The organism is Tenacibaculum haliotis, from assembly GCF_025215075.1.
GTDB classification, from domain to species: domain Bacteria; phylum Bacteroidota; class Bacteroidia; order Flavobacteriales; family Flavobacteriaceae; genus Polaribacter; species Polaribacter haliotis_B.
Genome location: NZ_JAOBTH010000022.1, coordinates 41,301 through 61,125 on the forward strand (window position 1 = coordinate 41,301; position 19,825 = coordinate 61,125).

The window sequence follows — 19,825 nt, forward strand, 5'->3', positions numbered from 1 at the left end:
TGATTTCGAACATTTACAGTTCTGAAACTGAACAATTGTTTTAGTTTTTTTTATATGACGACTAAAAGCAGCATATGTTACAAAAAAAACGCACTAATTAAAATATTACTTTTTAACCATTTTTTTATGGCGGTAAATAAAGTAAGATAAAACACCTACTAAAATATAAGGGAACACCATTAAATAGGTAATTCCGTTATTAACACCTTCAGCCATCGTTTCGTTTCCTCCTTCTACTACTGCTTTACACATAGCACACTGCGCAGATGCATTTACAGAAACAATAAATAAAACAAATAATATATATTTTTTATACATAATATGGAGATATCATTAAATACACAACTACACCTGTTACTGCAACATACAACCATAATGGAAATGTAATTTTTGCTATTTTTTTATGTTGAGGAAAATTACCTAAACGTGCTCTCATAAATGTTATTAATACAAAAGGTATTACTACTATTGATAATACGATATGAGTAAATAAAATAAATAAGTAAATATACTTTACAACGCCTTCTCCTCCAAAACTTGTAGAATCTGAAGTCATATGATATGCCACATACATTACTAAGAATAATACTGAACAAATAATTGCGGCAGTGGTTAATTGTTCGTGTAATTTCTTGTTTCCCTTTTTAATCGCTATTACAGCGGCTATTAATAACAATGCTGTTAATCCGTTTACACTCGCATAAATTGGCGGTAAAAAAGATAATGGTTCAACATTTGGTATTTTAATTCCGAATAAAGCAGCTACAGCTAATGGAATTACAACTGAAACTATGGTAATCAGTTTTTTATATTTTTTTTCTTCAGTGTTCATACTATTCTTTCAAAAGCAACTTAATATCTTGTTTTAATTCTGTAATTTGATTTCCAAAACCATGTTCATCTAATGCACGGTAGTACATAATCGGATTTCCATGTTCATCGTAACGCGAACGGATATATCCGTTTTTATCAACCAAAGCAAATAAACCCGAATGCTCAAATCCGCCATGAGAAACCTCACCCTTACCTGCAAATAGTTTAAAGCCTTCATTAGATAAATCATAAACAACATCCTCTGATTTTCCTGTTAGCAAATGCCAATTTTTGTGGTTAATTCCGTTTTTAAGTGCATATTGTTTTAATTGATTTGGCGTATCAATATCTGGAGTGATAGAAAAAGAGGCTATTCCGAAATTAGGGTTTCCCATAAATTCATTTTGAATGGTAACCATTTCTGCATTCATTAAAGGGCAAATTGTGGGGCAAGTAGCAAAGAAAAACTCTACCACATATACTCTACCTTTAAAATCATCATTACTAATTGTTTTTCCTTCTTGATTTACAAACTCAAAAGCAGGCACTTTATTAAATTTATGTAAATCGGCAGTTTGAAAATGTTTTATAATTTTTGGTACGGCATAAATACCGAACAATAAAATAATAAAAGAAATGCCTACGTATGAATACTTATTTTTTTTCATTTGAAATGCTATTTTTTCTTCGGTCGTCACTGCTGTTATTCTTCTTCAATGCTAGTTTATACTCAACTAAAACAACACTTATGTCGTCAATCATATCGTTTTTAAGTTCTGCTACAGATTTCATCGTGTATCCGAATAAATTTTTATCTTCTAAACTATTAATTGTCGATTTACCTCTTCTTAAATTAAGTTCTTTATCGATAATATATGCTTTTTGTGAACGGAAATTTGCATCTAAAGGACTTGGCGTTTTAAAACTTTCGTGTAAAGCTTCCATTTCTTCAGCAGACGCAAAAACGAAATCCCATCTACTTAAATCTACATTAACACTTAACATTTCTTTTAAGTCTTCTACAGCTTCTTTTTGACTCTCATCAACTAAAGAAATCATTTGAAAACTTACATAATTAGAGAAATTCTTATAAATTTTTTCTTTTAAATTATACACTTCTCCTTTTACTAAGTCGATATCATTTCCTAAAAAAGTAACTACGGTAACTCTTTTATCAAAGGTAAAATTCTTATCAATTAAAGAAACATCAATAACGTTTTTAGATACTATTGGTAGTTTTCCAAAATTATGTGTACCTAATTGTAATAAAACATAAAACAACAAAGGCACTATAAATAGTGCAAATAAGACAATAAACTTTTTAGTTTTACCCATTTCAATTCCAAATTAAAGTCAAAAAAAGGTGGTTAAAACCACCTTTTTTTTAAAAATATTATTTGATTACCATTTTACTAATGGTGCTAATGTTTCATTTAAATAATCTCCCTCTATCAATACTATAAATAATAAATAAGAAACTAAAAAGACGAGTATCCAAACGATTGATCTTCTAAACCATTTTTTCTCACCCTCTAAGTGCATAAATGCCCAAGCAATATAATATGCTTTTACTAATGTTAAGATAATAAAAAACCAGTTTAACCAACTTGTTCCCCATCCATGTAAATGCATTGCATCTGGTTTAACAATACCAAAAGCTACTTCTACAGTGGTTATAATTGTTAAGATTGCTAAAACAATCCAAATTCTTTTTTTATTTGATTCCTGTGCGTGACCCATTTTAATATCGCTTTTAAATTATACTAAGTAGAAGAAGGTAAATACAAATACCCAAACTAAATCTACAAAGTGCCAATATAAACCTACTTTTTCAACCATTTCATAATGTCCTCTACGCTCGTAAGTTCCTAAAACTACGTTAAAGAATATAATGATATTAATGATGATTCCTGATAATACGTGAAAACCATGAAAACCTGTAATAAAGAAAAAGAAATCTGCAAATATCGGATTACCATATTCATTTACTTCTAAATTAGCTCCTTCAACAACTTGTTTTGCTAAAGCTAATTTCTCTAAACTTTCTGTTCTTGATAGGATTATCTTTTGTTTCGTTTCAGGATTTAATCTTTCTGTTCTAATTAACAAAGAAGGATCTGCTTTAAAAGCTTCTTGAATTTGTGCTACTGAATATTGAGAAATTGTTTCTTCCTTTTCAAACCACACTCCGTTTTCACGAGTATGTTGCACTCTATCATCTTTTCTCTCTGCATGCACAAAATCTGCTAAAGCGATTTGATGACCATCTTTTACGAATTGTAAGATATGATTGTTTGAAGTTTTAACTGCTCCATAAGAACCGTTGATAAAGTTTTTCCACTCCCATGCTTGAGATCCAACGAAAATAATTCCGAAGATAATCGTAGCAAACATATACCAAGCTACTTTCTTTTGTTTCATTTGATGACCTGCATCAACTGCCAACACCATTGTTACTGATGATACAATTAAAATAAATGTCATTAACGCTACATAATACATCGGTGCGTGTACACCATGCAATCCCGGAAAGTGTGTAAACACTTCATCGGCAATTGGCCATGAATCAATAAACTTAAAACGTGTTAAACCATACGCTGCTAAAAACCCCGAAAAGGTTAATGCATCAGATACGATGAAAAACCACATCATCATTTTACCATAACTAGCGCCAAATGGTTTTTCACCACCTCCGCCCCAGGTTTCTTTTTTATCAGAATTTACAGCATTATTTGCTTCCATAAATCTCTTTTTGTTAATTTTTGTTAAAACAGTGCGCCAAAATTACGCATTTTTCATCATCTTATGAAATAGAAAAAGAAAAATAGATAAATCCATAAAACATCTACGAAATGCCAAAAGATGCCACCTAACTCAAACCCAAGCATATCCGCTGCTGAATATTTCTTTTTAAAATGATTATAAATTACTACTAGCAATACAATTACACCTGCTAATAAGTGTAAAATATGCATAAATGTTATTCCTAAAATAAAAGATGTAGACACGGTACTTTCTGGGCCTGTAAAATACAATCCAACAGATTTTAATTCATTAAAACCTACATATTGATACCATACAAAGCCTAAACCCAACACTAAAGTGGTTACTAAAAGCCCAAATGACGCCTTTAAATTATCTTTTTTTAATAATTTTTGAGAAAAAATTAATGTAACACTACTCAATACAATTAAAACTGTACTGATGTAAAATGCCTGTGGCAAATCGAAAGTAACCCAATCTTCTCGGTTCATACTAATAACATAAGCACTTGTTAATCCTGCGAAAAACATTACCATACTTATCATCGAAATCCACAACATTGGTTTTGCAGATTTTCTTTTACCTTGTTTTAATTCTTCTTGTAACGTTTGTTCACTCATTAGTGTAAAAATTTATCTACCACATAAATTATGGGTACGATTGTAATATAAAAAACACTTGCCAACATTAACTTTCGGGCATCAGTATTTTTTTCTGATTTATATAATTGAAAAGCATAATACAACATTAACAAACCTAATAATAAAACTATGACAGCTGTTAATGGATAAATATATAAGTTACCTGTTACTTTTAACACCGGAGCAACCGACATTAAAATCATAATACAGGTATAAAAAATTATCTGTACAATAGCTCCTTTGTCTTTTTTATCCATAGGAAGCATATGAAGGCCAGCTTTATTATACTCTTCGAACTGTAACCAACCTATTGCCCAAAAATGTGGAAATTGCCAAAAAAACTGAATCATAAATAAAAAACCTGCTTCAACACCAAACTCGCCTGTTGCTGCAACCCAACCTAACATAAAAGGAATTGCACCAGGAATAGCACCTACAAAAACAGCTAAAGGCGTTACAGCTTTTAAAGGCGTATAAGCACTTGTATATAAAAATATTGAGATTGCACCAAATAAAGCGCATTTAGGATCTATTGCATATAATATTCCAATACCTGCAATCGTAAAAATTGTTGCAATTATTAATGCAAAAGTTACACTCATTCTACCAGCTGGCAAAGGGCGATCTTTAGTACGCTGCATTAACAAATCGATATCTTTTTCTATAACTTGATTAAAAGCATTAGATGCACCTACCATTAGATAACCACCTATTGCTAATAATAAAACTACGGTATAATCAATTGTTTCAGCTCCTAATAAATAACCAGTAATAGATGTAAAGACAACACTAATGGATAAACCTACTTTGGTTAATTGCTTAAAATCGTTAAATACTGATTTTAAAGAAGGTTTAGTATGTATAGGTGAGATAGAATCCACTTTTAGTTTTATTTTTTGCAAAGATATTTCTTTCTTCTTTAATGACCATAAAAAAAAATAGTAATCGAAATATAAAAAAAATTAAAAACTGCTTTGTGGTTTAAAAAAAGGTGTTATATTTGCACCCGCATTCAGAGCAATGCAACGTTCTTTAAAATAATTTTTGACTACGCGAAAGTAGCTCAGGGGTAGAGCATCACCTTGCCAAGGTGGGGGTCGCGGGTTCAAATCCCGTCTTTCGCTCTGAGACTTTCTTAAAAATATACCAAGTTTGATTGTAGTACAATCAAATCACGCTGAAGTGGTGGAATTGGTAGACACGTTGGACTTAAAATCCAATGACCCTTGGGTCGTGCGGGTTCAAGTCCCGCCTTCAGTACTAAGCCTCGCTTTAATTAGCGAGGTTTATTTTAAGAAAGCAGTCAAATACATATACCAGCTGAAGTGGTGGAATTGGTAGACACGTTGGACTTAAAATCCAATGACCCTTGGGTCGTGCGGGTTCAAGTCCCGCCTTCAGTACTAAACCTTAACATTTATTTGTTAAGGTTTTTTTATTTTTAACACTTCCATAGCAGTTTACAACCTCTTTTTTTATACAGTTTTTCTTTGTTTATTTTTATCAACTAATAAATTATCTAAAAGAATAAACAACAATTCTTTTTTACTAAATCATATCATTAACTCTCGTTTTTAAAAAACGGAATATTCTTTGTAATCTATTAATAAAAGAAACGTCTAAAGCATCAGATTAAAATAACAAACCATGCGCAAACTACTTTTAGTAATAAGCTTAACTTTTTTTATAAACTCCTTCGGACAAACAAGTGTTTTTAATACTTTATTAAAAAAACATGTTAACAGTACTGGATTTGTAGATTATAAAAACCTACAAAAAGAAGAAGCTAAACTTGATTCTTATTTAAGCTATTTAAACAAAACGACACCTCAAAGAAATTGGTCGGCAGCAAAAACCAAAGCCTTTTGGGTAAATGCCTATAATGCTTACACTATAAAAATAATCTTAGACAACTACCCTTTAAAAAGTATTTTAAATATTAAACAGAAAGGAAAAGATGCTTGGAATATTCCGTTTGCAAAAGTTGGAGGTAAGACATATACTTTAAATTATATTGAGCATCAAATTTTACGTAAAAAATTTAACGATCCTAAAATTCATGTAGCCGTAAACTGTGCTTCTGGTTCTTGCCCGCAATTAGGAAATTTCGCTTTTACAGAAGCTAATTACGAAAGTAAAACGAACGAATTAATGAAAAAATTCATTAATGATGCTAACAGAAATAAGATAACTGCTAATAAAATACAGCTCTCAAAAATTTTCGAATGGTTTAAAGGTGATTTTACCAAAAAAGGTTCATTAATAGATTTTATTAACAAATATTCTAATACCAAAGTAGCTACAAAGGCAAAAACCAGCTTTTTAAAATACGATTGGAGTTTAAACGGAAAATAGCTCGTATTACTACTTTTAGCTGCAGCAATTCTGAAAACAATTTGTATTTTTACTCCTCAACCTAAAGAAACACATGTCAAAAACATATTACGATCCTGCCGATTTACGTAAGTTCGGAAAAATAACAGAATGGAACGAGGAACTTGGAAACAAATTCTTTGATTATTACGGAAAAGTATTTGAAGAAGGCGCTTTAACTGCTCGTGAAAAAAGCTTAATCGCCTTAGCTGTTGCACATACAGAACAATGCCCATATTGCATAGATGCCTACACAAAAGATGGCTTAGAACGTGGAATTACGAAAGAAGAAATGATGGAAGCGCTTCATGTTGGTGCTGCCATAAAAAGTGGTGCAACTTTAGTTCATGGAGTTCAAATGATGAACAAAGTGAATAAACTTGAAATGTAATTATCTTCAAAAATGACTCCTCGAGCACAGTTGAAAGGTAATGTTTAGGTTTCGACTGCACTCGACCTGACAGAATTCTAAAATATTAAGATGAAAAAATCGCTTTTAGCAAGAAATAACGATTTAGCAAATACGCAACGTCAATTGGAAATTTTATCAAACGGCATTTTTGCTGACGGAGAGTTGCCAACCTTTGCTAAAAAAATAAAGGAAACTAATCAGTTTCCACTACGCCCTAAAAAACTAGAAATTTTACAGATTAACTTAGGTTATATGTGTAATCAAGTTTGTGCGCATTGCCATGTTGATGCAGGTCCGGATCGTAAAGAAATTATGACGATCGAAACCATGCAGCAATGTTTAGAGGTGATAAAAAAAACAGGAGCGCACACTTTAGATTTAACAGGTGGCGCACCAGAAATGAATCCGAATTTTAGATGGTTTGTAGAAGAAGCGTCAAAAGCAGGAATTACAGATTTTATTGTTCGCTCTAATTTAACAATCATTTTAGCAAACAAAAAATACCACGATTTACCAGCCTTTTTTAAAAAACACAATGTACATGTAGTTTCTTCGATGCCGCACTGGACACGTGGAAAAACTGATAAACAACGTGGTGATGGTGTTTTTGATAAATCTATTAAAGCGCTACAAATGCTGAATGAAGTTGGCTACGGAATGGAAGGTTCTGATTTAAAACTCGATTTGGTTTACAATCCTTCAGGAGCATTTTTACCTGCAGATCAAATGGCATTAGAAAACGACTTTAAAAAGGCGTTGAAAGATGATTTTAACATCAATTTTCACAATTTATTTGCAATTACAAATTTACCAATCAGTCGATTTTTAGATTATTTAATTGCTTCTGAAAATTATGAAGATTATATGTATGCTTTAGTAGAAGCTTACAATCCTACAGCAGTAGAAAACGTAATGTGTACCAACACTTTATCGGTAAGTTGGGATGGATTTTTATATGATTGCGATTTCAACCAAATGTTAAACTTAAAAGTAAACTCTAAAGTAAAACACATTTCCGACTATAACGAAGAATTGTTACAAAACAGAGATATAATTATCAATCAACATTGTTACGGTTGTACTGCTGGCGCAGGAAGTAGTTGCCAAGGTGTTGTTGCATAACAGAGGTTGTCATATCGAGCACAATCGAGATGTTAAGCTATTTAAAAAGACAAAACTATTTGTAATAATTATAATTACTTTGCAAATAAGCCTAGCCCCGATTGAAGCATTTGTTTGAGCTCCTCGCAGAGAGCGAGTGCAGAAAGCGGGAAATAGCTACTAATTATTTTTAACAAGATGAATAAATTTATATTTTTTTTACTAATTAGCTTTAATTCTTTTTCTCAAAAGGATCTACATCAATTATTAAAAAAATATAACACCGAAAATGTTCCTTATATTTTTGTAGATAGTTTAAAAACGATTGCTTCGGATGTTGTTTTGTTAGATGCTCGTGAACCAAAAGAGTTTAATGTGAGCCATCTAAAAAACGCTATTTGTGTGGGGTATGATGATTTTAATGTTACAAAAACTACAAAAATACTTTCTGCTGATAAAAACATTAAAATTGTAGTGTATTGCTCGTTAGGAATACGCTCTGAGGATGTTGCTGAACAGCTTAAAAAAACTGGTTTTAAAAATGTTTATAATTTGTATGGCGGAATTTTTGAATGGAAAAACAAAAAGAATACGGTTGTAAACTCTAAAAACATACCAACAAACAAAGTGCATACTTTTAATAAGGAATGGAGCAAGTGGCTCTTAAAAGGAGAAAAGATTTATGAGTAAAAACTTACTGTTAATTTTCACTAGAAATCCTGAATTAGGGAAAGCAAAAACACGTTTAGCAAAAACTGTTGGTGACGAAACTGCTCTTGAGATTTATAAATTTTTATTGAACAAAACGAATCAAGTTACTAAAGATTTATCTTGTGATAAAGCGGTTTACTACTCTGTAAAAGTGCGGAAAAATGATATTTGGGATGCAACAATTTATCAAAAACAACAACAAAATGGTAATGATTTAGGTGCTAGAATGCAAAATGCTTTTAAAAATTCTTTTGATAAGGACTATGAAAAAGTAATGATTATCGGAAGCGATTTGTACGATTTAACTCCAAATATTATTGAAGATGCTTTTACTAAATTAAACACAAATGATGTAGTAATTGGCCCTGCCGAAGATGGCGGATATTACTTACTTGGCATGAATGTTTTACAACCTCATATTTTTCAAAATAAGGAATGGGGAACCTCATCGGTTAGAAAAGAAACATTGGCTAATTTAAAAGATAAAAAAGTACATTTGTTAACAATGCTTAATGATGTAGATGTTTTTGAAGATATTGAAAACCATTCAGCATTTCAACAATTTTTATAATACAAGACCTCACAGAATTTAAAAGCCTGTGAGGTCTAAAGAAAATATCTAATGAAAAAACAACAATTACAAGAAACTACAGATTTTCTTAAATCAAACGGAATTACGAATCCTGAAATCGGAATTGTACTTGGTACCGGTTTGGGTAAATTAGTTGATGAAATTTCTATCGAAAAAGAAATTCAATATTCAGATATTCCACATTTTCCACAAGCAACGGTTGAATTTCATTCAGGAAAACTAATTTACGGAGAATTATCAGGAAAAAAAGTGGTGGTAATGTCTGGTCGTTTTCATGTTTATGAAGGGTATAACCTTTGGGAAGTTACTTACGGAATTAGAACCATGCACGGTTTAGGAATTTCAACTTTATTAATTTCTAACGCTGCCGGAGCCATTAATCTTTCTTATAAAAAGGGCGACTTAATGTTACTCGAAGATCATATTAACCTGCAAGGAAGTTCTCCGCTGGCTTTTAAAGGAGCAAACGAATTTGGAAACATCTTTGCTGATATGTTAGCACCGTATTCTAAAAAAATCAACAGTCATCTGAAAGGAATTGCAAAAGACAACGACATACAACTACATGAAGGAATATATGCAAGTGTTGTTGGTCCACAATTGGAAACCAGAGCAGAATACAGAATGTTACAAATTTTAGAAGCCGATGCTGTTGGTATGAGTACCGTACCCGAAGTTATTGTTGCTAAACAAATTGGTTTACCATGTGCTGCAGTTTCGGTATTAACTGATGAGTGTGATCCTAAAAACTTACAGCCCGTTAATATTGCCGAAATTATTGAAGTTGCTGGTAAAGCAGAACCAAAAATGATTACCTTATTTAAAGAATTAATAACAATATTATAGAATCAAGAACTAAGACAACTACATAGGAAATCTTACCTCTTGTTTCTTTTATCATAAAGAATATGAGTTACTTAGAAACCACAAAAAACGTATATAAAGAAGCTGCCTTAACACCAGATGTTGGTCTTTGCTGTACTACAAATCCTATTTGGGAATTACCAGGATTAAAGATTCCTAAAATTATGCAAGAAATGAACTACGGATGTGGTTCTACTGTGCATGCGCGCGATTTAACCAACAACCCTAAAATGTTATATGTTGGTGTTGGTGGCGGAATGGAATTACTACAATTCGCCTATTTTAACAGAAATAAAGGCGGCGTAATTGGTTTAGATGTAGTTGATGAAATGCTAGAAGCATCACGCAAAAACTTTATTGAAGCTGAACAGCAAAACGATTGGTTTAAATCTGATTTTGTGGATTTACGTAAAGGTGATGCCATGAATTTACCTGTAGAAGATAATTCGATTGATGTTGCTGCACAAAATTGTTTGTTCAATATTTTTAAGGAAGATGATTTGCAAAAAGCTATCGCAGAAATGTATCGCGTTTTAAAACCTCACGGTAAATTAGTAATGAGCGACCCTACTTGTGAGCAAGAAATGAACGACGAATTACGTAATGATGAACGTTTACGAGCTTTGTGTTTAAGTGGAAGTTTAACCATTGCTAATTATGTAAAAGCCTTAACCGATGCTGGTTTTGGAACCATTGAAATTAGAGCACGTAAACCTTACCGAATTTTAGATCCGAAGAATTACCCAACAGATGAATTAATTTACATAGAATCTATTGAAGTTGCCGCAATTAAAGACCCAATGCCAGCTGATGGCCCTTGCGTTTTTACAGGAAAAGCAGCCATCTACTACGGTAACGAAGATTATTTTGATGACGGATTAGGACATACCTTGTTAAAAAATCAGCCATTAGCTATTTGCGATAAAACAGCCGCAGCTTTAAAAGATTTAGGAAGAGATGATATTTTCTTCTCAGAATCTACCTTTCACTACGATGGTGGTGGCTGCTGTTAAATAGCTTTCAAAATAAAAATAAGCCCTTGCATTTTGGAGGGCACTGAAAAAGTCCTCAAGACTAAATTAAAAGGAGTAGAAAGTAAAAACTTTTTACTCCTTTTTTCGTATCTTAAAAAAGTAAAATAATGCTTTTATAGATGCTGGTTCAACAACAAGAAATTCAATTTAGTCAATACAGTTCTTTGTATGATTTAATTGTTCCTAAAGATAATTTATTAAGAAAAATTAATGATTTAATAGACTTTTCTTTCATCTATGAAGAGTTGGTAACCAAGTATAGCCTGAATAATGGCCGCACAGCAGAATGTCCCATTCGAATGTTTAAATACTTGTTGCTAAAAGTTATTTATACGATTTCAGATGTTGATGTTGTAGAACGTTCACAGTTTGACATGTCCTTCAAATATTTTTTAGGAATGCTTCCAGAAGATGCTGTTATTAACCCGAGTTCGCTAACTAAATTTAGAAAACTTCGGTTAAAAGATACTGATTTGCTCAATTTATTGATTACAAAAACAGTGTCAATTGCTATTGAAAAAGAGATCATTCGTTCTCGCTCGATTATCGTTGATGCTACACATACCTTATCAAAATCAAATCCATTTACAGCCATAGACATACTTCGAGAAAGGTCAAAACTACTCAGAAAAACTGTTTATAGGTATGATGAACATTGGAAAGGTAAAATGCCTAAAAAGAATACTGATAACGATATAGAAAAAGAATTAGGCTATTGTAAGGAGCTAGAAAAACGTATTGAAACAGCACCTTCCATTAGTTCAATTCCAGCAATAAAGGAGAAATTAAACTTACTTAAAGAAACGATTGAAGATACTCAAGACCACTGTGTTTTATCAAAAGATACCGATGCTAGAATCGGGCATAAATCGGCAGATAGTTCATTTTTTGGTTATAAAACTCATATTGCAATGAGTGAAGAACGTATTATCACCGCAGCAGTTGTAACATCAGGCGAAAAGGGAGATGGTCCAAGGTTGCCTGAGCTTTTACAAATTAGCCAACAAAACGGAATAGATGTAGACACAATCATAGGTGATGCAGCCTATTCAGGGAAGAATAATCTTAAACTAACAAATCAACAAGGCATTAAAGTTGTAGCCAAACTAAACCCATCAATAACCCAAGGATTTAGAAAAAAAGAAGAACAGTTTGATTACAATAAAGATGCTGATATGTTTGTTTGTCCAGCAGGGCACTTAGCCATTAGAAAAGCACAACAAGGGAAAAAAGATCTTGGGAAAAACCAAGTAAACACCTATTATTTCGATGTAGAAAAATGTAAAAGATGTCCTTTAAAGAAAGGTTGTTATAAAGATGGTGCTAAATCAAAAACTTATTCGGTAAGCATAAAATCAACTATTCATAAAGAACAAATGGCTTTTCAAGAAACCGACTATTTTAAAGAAAAAGCGAAGCACCGTTACAAGATTGAAGCAAAAAACGGAGAGTTAAAAAATGCGCATGGTTTTGCAAGAGCTACATCATATGGTATCACAAATATGGAAATCCAGGGAGCGATGACAATTTTTGCGGTTAACCTTAAAAGAATAATCAAATTAAGCTAGTAAGAAAGTCAGAGTTGCCTAAAATAGCAGTTAAAAAACGGTTTGTTTTACCCAATTTTTATATAACATAAGACTTTATCAAAAAAAGTACAGCAAACAAAAAGCGATTAAGAGAAATGTAACATTTCTTAATCGCTTTTAAAGTTAAATTTCAAAAAGAGTTGCTTTTTCAGTGCCCTCCTTTATAAAGTGAGGTTTTTTTGTAAAAAGTTAATAATGTATAGAAATGGGTTTTTTATCCGTGTCAATAGCTACAAATGTAAATGATCCTTCTATGGCTTTTTCTCTTTGCTCACTATACATTTGTTCAATATAAATAGCTACATTTACTTTTAAGCTGGTGTTTCCTACATGAATAACAGTACCAATTAATTCTATAATCGTTCCGGCCGGAATTGGTTTTTTAAAATCAATCTTATCACTACTAACCGTTACCATTTTTTGCCGACTAAAACGGGTTGCGGTAATAAAAGCAACTTCATCCATAAGATGTAATGCAGTGCCTCCAAAAAGAGTATCGTAATGATTTGTGGTGCTAGGAAAAACAGCTTTAAAAATACGTGTTTCTGATTTTTTAATTTTTTCGTTAAAAGTCATTTTAATATATAAATAACCCAAGGTGCATTAGTTTGGGGGATGGGTTTGCACCTTGGGTAGGGGTTATTTACTTTGATAATTTAATTGCGCTTCTTTTGCAGCAGCAACCATTTCAATTAAAGCTTTTTTAGTTTCATCCCAATGACGTGTTTTTAAACCACAATCTGGATTTACCCATAATTGATCTCCAGGAATAACTTTTTTTGCTTTTTCTAAAAGTAGTACCATTTCTTTTTTTGATGGAATTCTTGGAGAGTGAATATCATAAACACCTGGACCAATTTCATTTGGATACTTAAAATCAGCAAAAGCATCTAATAATTCCATTTGCGAACGGGAGCATTCAATAGTTATTACGTCAGCATCCATGTCTGAAATATTTTTAATAACATCATTAAATTCAGAATAGCACATGTGGGTGTGAATTTGAGTTTCATCCTTTACGCCACTAGCTGATATTTTAAAAGCATTTACAGCCCATTGTAAATAGTTTTGCCATTCTTTTTTTCGCAAAGGCAAGCCTTCTCTAATGGCAGGTTCATCAATTTGAATAATATTGATACCTGCTTTTTCTAAATCAACAACTTCATCTCTAATTGCTAAAGCTATTTGGTTACAGGTTACGTTGCGAGGTTGATCGTTACGAACAAAAGACCATTGTAAAATGGTAACAGGTCCTGTTAACATTCCTTTTACCAATTTTTTTGTTAAAGATTGGGCAAAGTTAGTCCAATAAACAGTCATTGGGTTAGGTCTATGCACGTCTCCGTAAATAATTGGAGGTTTCACGCATCTACTACCATAACTTTGTACCCAACCTTTTTTGGTAAAAGCAAAACCAGCCAATTGTTCACCAAAATACTCTACCATATCATTACGTTCAAATTCTCCATGAACTAGTACGTCAATATCAATTTCTTCTTGCCAGCGAATAGATTTTTCGGTTTCTTCTTTTAGTAAAGTATTGTATTCTGAATTAGAAAGTTCTCCTTTTTTAAATCGAGCTCTCCAACTCCTAACTTCTTTTGTTTGCGGAAAAGAACCAATAGTTGTGGTTGGAAATAGCGGTAAGTTTAGTGCTTTTTTCTGTGATATTTTACGAACAGAAAAAGGATTATTTCTTGTAGCGTCTTTTAATGTTATTGCATTTACTCTATCTTTTACTTTTGTGTTATGGATAAGTTTAGAGGTAGCGCGGTTTTTTATAGCTTCTTTATTAGCAGCTAGTTTAATTTTAGCTTCCTTACTTACATTTTTAACGCTTAATGTTTTTAAAACTACAACTTCATTTATTTTTTGCTTAGCAAAAGCCATCCATTGTTTAATTTCAGTTGATAAAGTTTTTTCATCAGTTTCTAAATCTAAATCACATGGAGTATGTAAAAGTGAGCAAGATGGAGCAATTAATACACGATTTTCTCCAATTTTATCAATTGCTTTTTTAATGAAAGATAACGATTTTTCGAAATCATTTTTCCAAATATTTCTACCGTCAACAACACCTAAAGATAAGCTTAACTGTTTAGGAAATGTATTTAAAACATCGCTTAATTGCTCAGGGTTACGAACTAAATCAATATGTAAAGCACATACGGGTAATGAGGTTGCTAGGGATACATTGTCCTTTAAACCATCAAAATAAGTAGCTACTAGTATTTTTAATTTAGGAAACTCTTTTTTTAACGTTGCGTAAACATGTTGATACGCTTCTTTAGTTTTTTTATCAATATCTAAAGCTAAAAAAGGCTCATCAAATTGAATCCATTCGACACCTTGTGCGGTTAATTCTTTTAAAATATTAATGTATACAGGTAAAAGATTTTCAACTAAATCAAGTTTGTCAAAATTTTCTTCTTTTTCTTTTCCTAAAAGTAAATAAGAAACCAGTCCAATAATTACAGGTTTAGGATTTATACCAATTTGTTTTGCCCCTACAAATTCGTTGATAATTTTGTTTGAAAAAAGTTTAAATTCTTGATTTTTATAAAATTCAGGAACTATGTAATGGTAGTTAGTGTCAAACCATTTGGTCATTTCCATAGCAGTAATATCAATACCATCTTTTTGATATCCTCTGGCCATGGCAAAGTATAAATCGAGTTCGTTAGTCGATTTTTTTAAAGCTATTTCGTTGTATCGCTTTGGAATAGCACCAACAGTTAACGACATGTCTAAAACTTGATCATAATAAGAAAAATCATTGCAGGGAATTAAATCGATTCCTGCTTTTTGTTGAGTTTTCCAGTTTTTAATGGTAAGATTTCTTCCTACGTTTAGCAATTCATCTGCCAAAATTTTGCCTGACCAATATTGCTCGCAGGCTTTTTTGAGTTCTCTGTTGCTACCAATTCGCGGATAGCCAAGATTGTGCGTTTGCATTTTCTTTTAACTTTAAATGATTAATAAATTAGTTAAAAGCTCTTTTAAGCACTTCGCAATGCTTTTTTGAGAGAAAAAATTAAGAAAGAAAATGCATTTTAGGAGCTAACAAAGCGTAGCTGTCCCTTTCAAGTTGGTTGACTTGTAAAATTTGCATCTGTCTGACTAAAAGCTTCAAATCGCGAAAGCATTGTCAATTCGGAATAGGCAGGTCTCCTGACTTGTAACAGTTTTATTTTCCTTCCCATTTTAATAAAAAACAGTGGATTTTTAGTAATAAAACCTTTGGTGTGTTACTTACAGTTGCGCGACAGTTCGTGATTTGCACACGATTCCCTATTAATCTACAGCTAAGTAAAACCTTTCCGGTTGATGAAGTATGTAAAGAACTTATTGGGCTCAAATGTAACTATAATTTTAAAAGAATAGCTTTTTTTATTTAGGATAAGTATAAATTAGTTTTTTTATTAAGTAGTATTTTTTTGTAAATAGCATAAAAAAGCCAAAGCAATTAAGCTTTGGCTTAGTAAACTAATAAAACCAAGTATTAGTATCATTGGAGTTAGCTATAACAAATGAACTAATGTTTTTAGTAAGAACTGTATTTTAATGTAGGCTAATAACTTTTGTTATTTTCCATTGTTTGTTTTTTTGTTTCCAAATAACAATAAATTTACTGGGAGTTGATTTTGCATTAGGCTCTTGATTATTGTAAAATTTATGATAGCCAATTTGTACTGCGCCGTAATTTTTTATAGGATATACTTCAATGCTTCCTTTTATTAAAGTTCGGGTTACTTTGCCACATATGTTTTTTTCTAAAGCTTTTAAAAGGTTACTTTTAGAAGTTGATAAACCTCCTTTGTCATGAAAAAACTCTAAATCTTCATCATACAAATTTGCTTGGGTTTTCATGTCACAAGTATTGTAAGCGGTAAAATAAATGCTATCCATTTTTACAATTTCATTGTGTAAATTAAGATCTACAGCTTTGTAATTCGGAATTTCATCTACTTGTGCATTTGTTATTAAAGAGAATAATAACGCATACAATAGCGTAATGAATCTTAAGAAAAAATTACCTTTAAAGAAAAAATCGAAAATAGCTCCCATAGTTTTTGTTTTTGATTACCAAGTTTTAAAGGCTATACTTCTGTGTTCTTGATTATAAGTTCGTCTAAAACCTTTAGAAATGTCATTTAAAGTATTGTTAGAGATTGTTAATTCTCCTCTATAACCATCATTACAGTTTATTCTTAGCGTAACTTTATCTATTTGATTATTGTTATTGTATTTAGAATCTACAATATTAATGTCAATGTTTTTTTTGTTTTTAAACCATGTAACTAACTTCTCTAATTCTTTTTTAGTAGTTTTTTTACTGATAATAAACTCAGCTTTTACATCGTTAATAGTGCTATCGAATAAAAAACTTACATCTTCATCGTTGTCAGAATTCCAATCATTATCTTCATCGTTATTCTCGTTGCTGTTCTCAGAACCACAATCTGTACAGTTAAAACCTTGAGAAGTCATTTTAAAGTGATGGTTCCCCATATCTCGATCGTAAATATCTTGAGTATTCTTAACATCATTTAAAAATCTTCGAGACGAGCCTTCAAAATATATTACAGTTCCTTCAGGAATAAAAACGGTTGCTTTAACTTCTTCATCTTTCCATATGTTTTTATATTCACTTAAAAAGTAAGCGTCAAAAACAATTGTGTTGTTTGCTGATTTAAAATTATACTGAATGGCTTCTGCATTATCGTTTGCGTTATTACGTTTTCTTCCTTCAGATGTTTTTTTAATTTCGATATAAGCATTACCAGTTTCACTTTTACGAACATCAATATTTATATCGTTAGAATATTTCATTTTTGTGTCGTTAAAATCAACACTTATAGCGTTGTTTCTATTACGTAAGTTGTGATTGTAATAGATGTTATCATCATTAACAACTCTAATTTTTAAAGGGTCACTTTTTGTGTAAGTAATACTTTGTTTGCTAACATTAGTACCATTATAAGCATGTGTTGTTGCATATTCAATTCCAGAAAAAGCAACAGCTAATAATGAAACCAACCATATTCCTAGTAAAGTTAATACAGCAGAAGTGCTTAATTTTTTAATGTTAGGTGATAGTATTCTTAAACCTAAAATGAATAAAACTATAAAAGGGATTCCGATTAATAAAATTAAAAAGATTGTTAGTAACCAATTAGGAAACATAGAACCGTAGAAAAATGGAGGGTAATGCACAAGATTACTATCAATATTTAAAATTTCTAAACTACCAACAGAGAATAACCCGAGTAAAAGTGAAAGTATAGTTATACCAGCGATAAATATTAATAATACTCCCATAAATTTACCAAACACTTTAAATAATGTCAGTAAAATTTTACCCATAGTATCTATAAAATCTTGAAATCCTGATTTTGTTTGTGCTCGCAATTTTTCATAATCTGCACTCGATATTTTGTCTGTTAAATCACTAGCACCGTCTTTTAATTTTGATGATAAAGATTCAAACTCGTTACGAATTTTTTTTTCGATGTTGTCAATATTTACAGCCTCGCCTTCCATCTGTAATTTCTCTGTAGTTGTTGTTGCTTCAGGTAATAAAATCCAAAGGATAATATATGCTAAAGGAGAAAACCCAGAGGCTACTAAAACGATAAAAGCAATTCTAATCCAAATAACATCAATACTAAAATAATGAGCGATACCAGAACAAACACCTCCTAAAAACTTATCATCACCATCTCTAAACAATTTTTTAGATGATTGCTTTCTTGATTTTGTATTGTATGAAGAGTTATCATTATAATTTTCTTCAGCTTCAGCATAGTCTTCAGGTTGTCCCATAATTGTGATAACCTCTTCTATGTCATTCTCGTTTATAACCTGTCGAGCATCTGTAATTCTTTCAGATAATAATTCGCTAATACGAGCTTCAATATCTGATATGATTTCATTTTTTCCTTGAGGATCATCACTTAAAGAGCGGCTAATGGCTTCTAAATAACGTTTTAATTTCTGATAAGCAATTTCATCTATATGAAAGAAGAATCCACCTAAGTTTATATTTATTGTCTTATTCATTTGTAGTTGATTTTGTACTTGTTACTAGGTTTACTGCGTTTACTAAATTACTCCACGTTTTGTTTAGTTCTTTTAAAAACATTCCTCCGTTTTCAGTTAAAACATAATATTTACGTGGTGGCCCTGAGGTTGATTCTTCCCATCTATAGCTTAGTAGTCCTGCATTTTTTAAGCGGGTTAGTAGCGGATAAATAGTTCCTTCAACCACAATCATTTCTGCACTTTTTAGTGTTGATAGTATTTCAGAAGTATAAGCATCACCATTTTGTAAAATTGATAAGATGCAGTATTCTAAAACACCTTTACGCATTTGTGCTTTTGTATTTTCTATCTTCATATAATGCGGTTTATGATGTTATTTTATAAAATTAATTGTAAAAGGATATTTGTATGCTTCTCCTTTATTTGCTTTCATTGAAGCGATAATGATTAGTGCAATTTTAATAAGTGAAACAATACTTACTAAAGAAGCAATACCAATAAAACCAAAGAGACCATTGTATGAATGATGTCCCCCAAAGTCAATGTCAATTCCATTAAAAACATCTAAAAAACTTCCGAAAAAGAATGAGAAAAAAGAAGCGCTTAAAATAAAAATATATAAACCAAAACTAACGTTAAAGTTTACAGCTTCTTTTCCGTGTTCATCTAAAAAGTTACTTTTATCTTTTAGTGTTTGCCATAAAACTAAAGGTGTTATAATACTTCCTAGTGGAAATAAATATCCAGCGAAAGCAGATATATGTATTAAAAAAGCATTGGTATTTTCGTTGTTTCGTTGCATGATTAAATATTTTATATAATACTTGACTATGCAAATATATGTCTTTAAAAAGGTATTGTGTAATACATAGTACTGTATTTAACAT

At 31.4% G+C, this 19,825-nt stretch carries 22 protein-coding genes, 3 tRNA genes and 1 riboswitch; of the genes, 11 read left to right on the forward strand and 14 right to left on the reverse strand.

Annotation, left to right across the window (positions count from 1 at the left end; translation table 11 throughout):
- Positions 1-105 precede the first annotated feature (105 nt).
- The 8 genes from N2251_RS03135 to cyoE form a co-directional block, all read right to left on the reverse strand.
- Positions 106-318: a CAMCR motif-containing small membrane protein gene (locus tag N2251_RS03135; protein WP_260585261.1), complete on the reverse strand. Its 213-nt coding sequence runs from the start codon at positions 316-318 to the stop codon at positions 106-108.
- Positions 311-832, reverse strand: coding sequence for a DUF420 domain-containing protein (locus N2251_RS03140; RefSeq protein WP_260585262.1), 522 nt, complete (start codon positions 830-832; stop codon positions 311-313). The genes N2251_RS03135 and N2251_RS03140 overlap by 8 nt, the downstream gene beginning before the upstream one ends.
- Before the next feature lies 1 nt (position 833).
- Positions 834-1,481, reverse strand: coding sequence for an SCO family protein (locus N2251_RS03145; protein ID WP_260585263.1), 648 nt, complete (start codon positions 1,479-1,481; stop codon positions 834-836).
- Entirely contained in the window at positions 1,468-2,148 is a 681-nt protein-coding gene (locus N2251_RS03150) for a hypothetical protein (protein WP_260585264.1), read from the reverse strand. The genes N2251_RS03145 and N2251_RS03150 overlap by 14 nt, the downstream gene beginning before the upstream one ends.
- A gap of 66 nt (positions 2,149-2,214) precedes the next feature.
- Positions 2,215-2,553, reverse strand: a complete 339-nt coding sequence (locus N2251_RS03155) for a cytochrome C oxidase subunit IV family protein (protein ID WP_260585265.1) — start codon at positions 2,551-2,553, stop codon at positions 2,215-2,217.
- A gap of 18 nt (positions 2,554-2,571) precedes the next feature.
- A complete protein-coding gene (locus N2251_RS03160; protein ID WP_260585266.1) occupies positions 2,572-3,555 on the reverse strand; it encodes a cytochrome c oxidase subunit 3 in 984 nt (327 codons plus the stop codon).
- Positions 3,556-3,611: 56 nt separating this feature from the next.
- On the reverse strand, positions 3,612-4,196 hold the full coding sequence (locus N2251_RS03165) for a cytochrome c oxidase subunit 3 (RefSeq protein WP_260585267.1): 585 nt from the start codon (positions 4,194-4,196) through the stop codon (positions 3,612-3,614).
- Positions 4,196-5,098 carry a heme o synthase gene (gene cyoE, locus N2251_RS03170; RefSeq protein WP_260585268.1) on the reverse strand — a complete coding sequence of 301 codons (903 nt, stop codon included), beginning with the start codon at positions 5,096-5,098 and terminating at the stop codon, positions 4,196-4,198. The genes N2251_RS03165 and cyoE overlap by 1 nt, the downstream gene beginning before the upstream one ends.
- 171 nt (positions 5,099-5,269) lie before the next feature.
- On the opposite strand from cyoE, the gene N2251_RS03175 reads away from it, so the two are divergent.
- From N2251_RS03175 to N2251_RS03225, 11 genes are all read left to right on the forward strand, one after another.
- Positions 5,270-5,341, forward strand: a tRNA-Gly gene (locus tag N2251_RS03175).
- A gap of 52 nt (positions 5,342-5,393) precedes the next feature.
- Positions 5,394-5,477 (forward strand) — tRNA-Leu (locus N2251_RS03180).
- Positions 5,478-5,536: 59 nt separating this feature from the next.
- Positions 5,537-5,620 (forward strand) — tRNA-Leu (locus N2251_RS03185).
- Positions 5,621-5,864: 244 nt separating this feature from the next.
- The gene (locus N2251_RS03190; RefSeq protein WP_260585269.1) at positions 5,865-6,572 is read left to right on the forward strand and encodes a DUF547 domain-containing protein; all 708 of its coding nucleotides are present in this window, start codon (positions 5,865-5,867) and stop codon (positions 6,570-6,572) included.
- Between the two features lie 73 nt (positions 6,573-6,645).
- Positions 6,646-6,981, forward strand: a complete 336-nt coding sequence (locus N2251_RS03195) for an arsenosugar biosynthesis-associated peroxidase-like protein (protein WP_028888674.1) — start codon at positions 6,646-6,648, stop codon at positions 6,979-6,981.
- Between the two features lie 90 nt (positions 6,982-7,071).
- Positions 7,072-8,124 (forward strand): arsenosugar biosynthesis radical SAM (seleno)protein ArsS, encoded by a 1,053-nt coding sequence (arsS, locus tag N2251_RS03200; RefSeq protein WP_260585270.1) that lies wholly within the window; start codon positions 7,072-7,074, stop codon positions 8,122-8,124.
- A gap of 177 nt (positions 8,125-8,301) precedes the next feature.
- The gene (locus N2251_RS03205) at positions 8,302-8,793 is read left to right on the forward strand and encodes a rhodanese-like domain-containing protein (RefSeq protein WP_260585271.1); all 492 of its coding nucleotides are present in this window, start codon (positions 8,302-8,304) and stop codon (positions 8,791-8,793) included.
- Complete coding sequence (locus N2251_RS03210) at positions 8,786-9,385, forward strand: TIGR04282 family arsenosugar biosynthesis glycosyltransferase (RefSeq protein ID WP_260585272.1); 600 nt, start codon at positions 8,786-8,788, stop codon at positions 9,383-9,385. The genes N2251_RS03205 and N2251_RS03210 overlap by 8 nt, the downstream gene beginning before the upstream one ends.
- Positions 9,386-9,436: 51 nt before the next feature.
- On the forward strand, positions 9,437-10,252 hold the full coding sequence (locus tag N2251_RS03215; protein ID WP_260585273.1) for a purine-nucleoside phosphorylase: 816 nt from the start codon (positions 9,437-9,439) through the stop codon (positions 10,250-10,252).
- Between the two features lie 62 nt (positions 10,253-10,314).
- The gene (arsM, locus tag N2251_RS03220) at positions 10,315-11,283 is read left to right on the forward strand and encodes an arsenosugar biosynthesis arsenite methyltransferase ArsM (protein WP_260585274.1); all 969 of its coding nucleotides are present in this window, start codon (positions 10,315-10,317) and stop codon (positions 11,281-11,283) included.
- Positions 11,284-11,423: 140 nt separating this feature from the next.
- Complete coding sequence (locus N2251_RS03225; RefSeq protein WP_260585275.1) at positions 11,424-12,872, forward strand: IS1182 family transposase; 1,449 nt, start codon at positions 11,424-11,426, stop codon at positions 12,870-12,872.
- 210 nt (positions 12,873-13,082) lie between these two features.
- On the opposite strand, the gene N2251_RS03230 is transcribed toward N2251_RS03225, so the two are convergent.
- From N2251_RS03230 to N2251_RS03255, 6 genes are all read right to left on the reverse strand, one after another.
- Positions 13,083-13,469 (reverse strand): acyl-CoA thioesterase, encoded by a 387-nt coding sequence (locus tag N2251_RS03230; RefSeq protein ID WP_260585276.1) that lies wholly within the window; start codon positions 13,467-13,469, stop codon positions 13,083-13,085.
- Between the two features lie 63 nt (positions 13,470-13,532).
- Positions 13,533-15,848 (reverse strand): 5-methyltetrahydropteroyltriglutamate--homocysteine S-methyltransferase, encoded by a 2,316-nt coding sequence (metE, locus tag N2251_RS03235; protein ID WP_260585277.1) that lies wholly within the window; start codon positions 15,846-15,848, stop codon positions 13,533-13,535.
- Between the two features lie 189 nt (positions 15,849-16,037).
- A riboswitch (cobalamin riboswitch) is annotated at positions 16,038-16,228 on the reverse strand.
- A gap of 226 nt (positions 16,229-16,454) precedes the next feature.
- Complete coding sequence (locus N2251_RS03240; protein WP_260585278.1) at positions 16,455-16,961, reverse strand: nuclear transport factor 2 family protein; 507 nt, start codon at positions 16,959-16,961, stop codon at positions 16,455-16,457.
- A gap of 15 nt (positions 16,962-16,976) precedes the next feature.
- Positions 16,977-18,956, reverse strand: coding sequence for a PspC domain-containing protein (locus N2251_RS03245; protein WP_260585279.1), 1,980 nt, complete (start codon positions 18,954-18,956; stop codon positions 16,977-16,979).
- On the reverse strand, positions 18,949-19,293 hold the full coding sequence (locus N2251_RS03250) for a PadR family transcriptional regulator (protein ID WP_260585280.1): 345 nt from the start codon (positions 19,291-19,293) through the stop codon (positions 18,949-18,951). The genes N2251_RS03245 and N2251_RS03250 overlap by 8 nt, the downstream gene beginning before the upstream one ends.
- Positions 19,294-19,311: 18 nt before the next feature.
- Positions 19,312-19,740: a DUF4870 domain-containing protein gene (locus N2251_RS03255; protein WP_260585281.1), complete on the reverse strand. Its 429-nt coding sequence runs from the start codon at positions 19,738-19,740 to the stop codon at positions 19,312-19,314.
- Positions 19,741-19,825: the final 85 nt, after the last annotated feature.

Excerpts from the sequence above, each read along its gene's own strand:
- N2251_RS03230 (WP_260585276.1), bottom strand. The coding sequence starts at position 13,469 with ATGACTTTTAACGAAAAAATTAAAAAATCAGAAACACGTATTTTTAAA.
- N2251_RS03195 (WP_028888674.1), top strand. The coding sequence starts at position 6,646 with ATGTCAAAAACATATTACGATCCTGCCGATTTACGTAAGTTCGGAAAA.
- N2251_RS03245 (WP_260585279.1), bottom strand. The coding sequence starts at position 18,956 with ATGAATAAGACAATAAATATAAACTTAGGTGGATTCTTCTTTCATATA.
- N2251_RS03215 (WP_260585273.1), top strand. The coding sequence starts at position 9,437 with ATGAAAAAACAACAATTACAAGAAACTACAGATTTTCTTAAATCAAAC.
- metE (WP_260585277.1), bottom strand. The coding sequence starts at position 15,848 with ATGCAAACGCACAATCTTGGCTATCCGCGAATTGGTAGCAACAGAGAA.
- arsS (WP_260585270.1), top strand. The coding sequence starts at position 7,072 with ATGAAAAAATCGCTTTTAGCAAGAAATAACGATTTAGCAAATACGCAA.
- N2251_RS03145 (WP_260585263.1), bottom strand. The coding sequence starts at position 1,481 with ATGAAAAAAAATAAGTATTCATACGTAGGCATTTCTTTTATTATTTTA.
- N2251_RS03160 (WP_260585266.1), bottom strand. The coding sequence starts at position 3,555 with ATGGAAGCAAATAATGCTGTAAATTCTGATAAAAAAGAAACCTGGGGC.
- N2251_RS03150 (WP_260585264.1), bottom strand. The coding sequence starts at position 2,148 with ATGGGTAAAACTAAAAAGTTTATTGTCTTATTTGCACTATTTATAGTG.
- N2251_RS03250 (WP_260585280.1), bottom strand. The coding sequence starts at position 19,293 with ATGAAGATAGAAAATACAAAAGCACAAATGCGTAAAGGTGTTTTAGAA.
- arsM (WP_260585274.1), top strand. The coding sequence starts at position 10,315 with ATGAGTTACTTAGAAACCACAAAAAACGTATATAAAGAAGCTGCCTTA.
- N2251_RS03140 (WP_260585262.1), bottom strand. The coding sequence starts at position 832 with ATGAACACTGAAGAAAAAAAATATAAAAAACTGATTACCATAGTTTCA.
- N2251_RS03210 (WP_260585272.1), top strand. The coding sequence starts at position 8,786 with ATGAGTAAAAACTTACTGTTAATTTTCACTAGAAATCCTGAATTAGGG.
- N2251_RS03240 (WP_260585278.1), bottom strand. The coding sequence starts at position 16,961 with ATGGGAGCTATTTTCGATTTTTTCTTTAAAGGTAATTTTTTCTTAAGA.
- N2251_RS03255 (WP_260585281.1), bottom strand. The coding sequence starts at position 19,740 with ATGCAACGAAACAACGAAAATACCAATGCTTTTTTAATACATATATCT.
- N2251_RS03190 (WP_260585269.1), top strand. The coding sequence starts at position 5,865 with ATGCGCAAACTACTTTTAGTAATAAGCTTAACTTTTTTTATAAACTCC.
- N2251_RS03155 (WP_260585265.1), bottom strand. The coding sequence starts at position 2,553 with ATGGGTCACGCACAGGAATCAAATAAAAAAAGAATTTGGATTGTTTTA.
- N2251_RS03135 (WP_260585261.1), bottom strand. The coding sequence starts at position 318 with ATGTATAAAAAATATATATTATTTGTTTTATTTATTGTTTCTGTAAAT.
- N2251_RS03205 (WP_260585271.1), top strand. The coding sequence starts at position 8,302 with ATGAATAAATTTATATTTTTTTTACTAATTAGCTTTAATTCTTTTTCT.
- N2251_RS03165 (WP_260585267.1), bottom strand. The coding sequence starts at position 4,196 with ATGAGTGAACAAACGTTACAAGAAGAATTAAAACAAGGTAAAAGAAAA.
- N2251_RS03225 (WP_260585275.1), top strand. The coding sequence starts at position 11,424 with ATGCTGGTTCAACAACAAGAAATTCAATTTAGTCAATACAGTTCTTTG.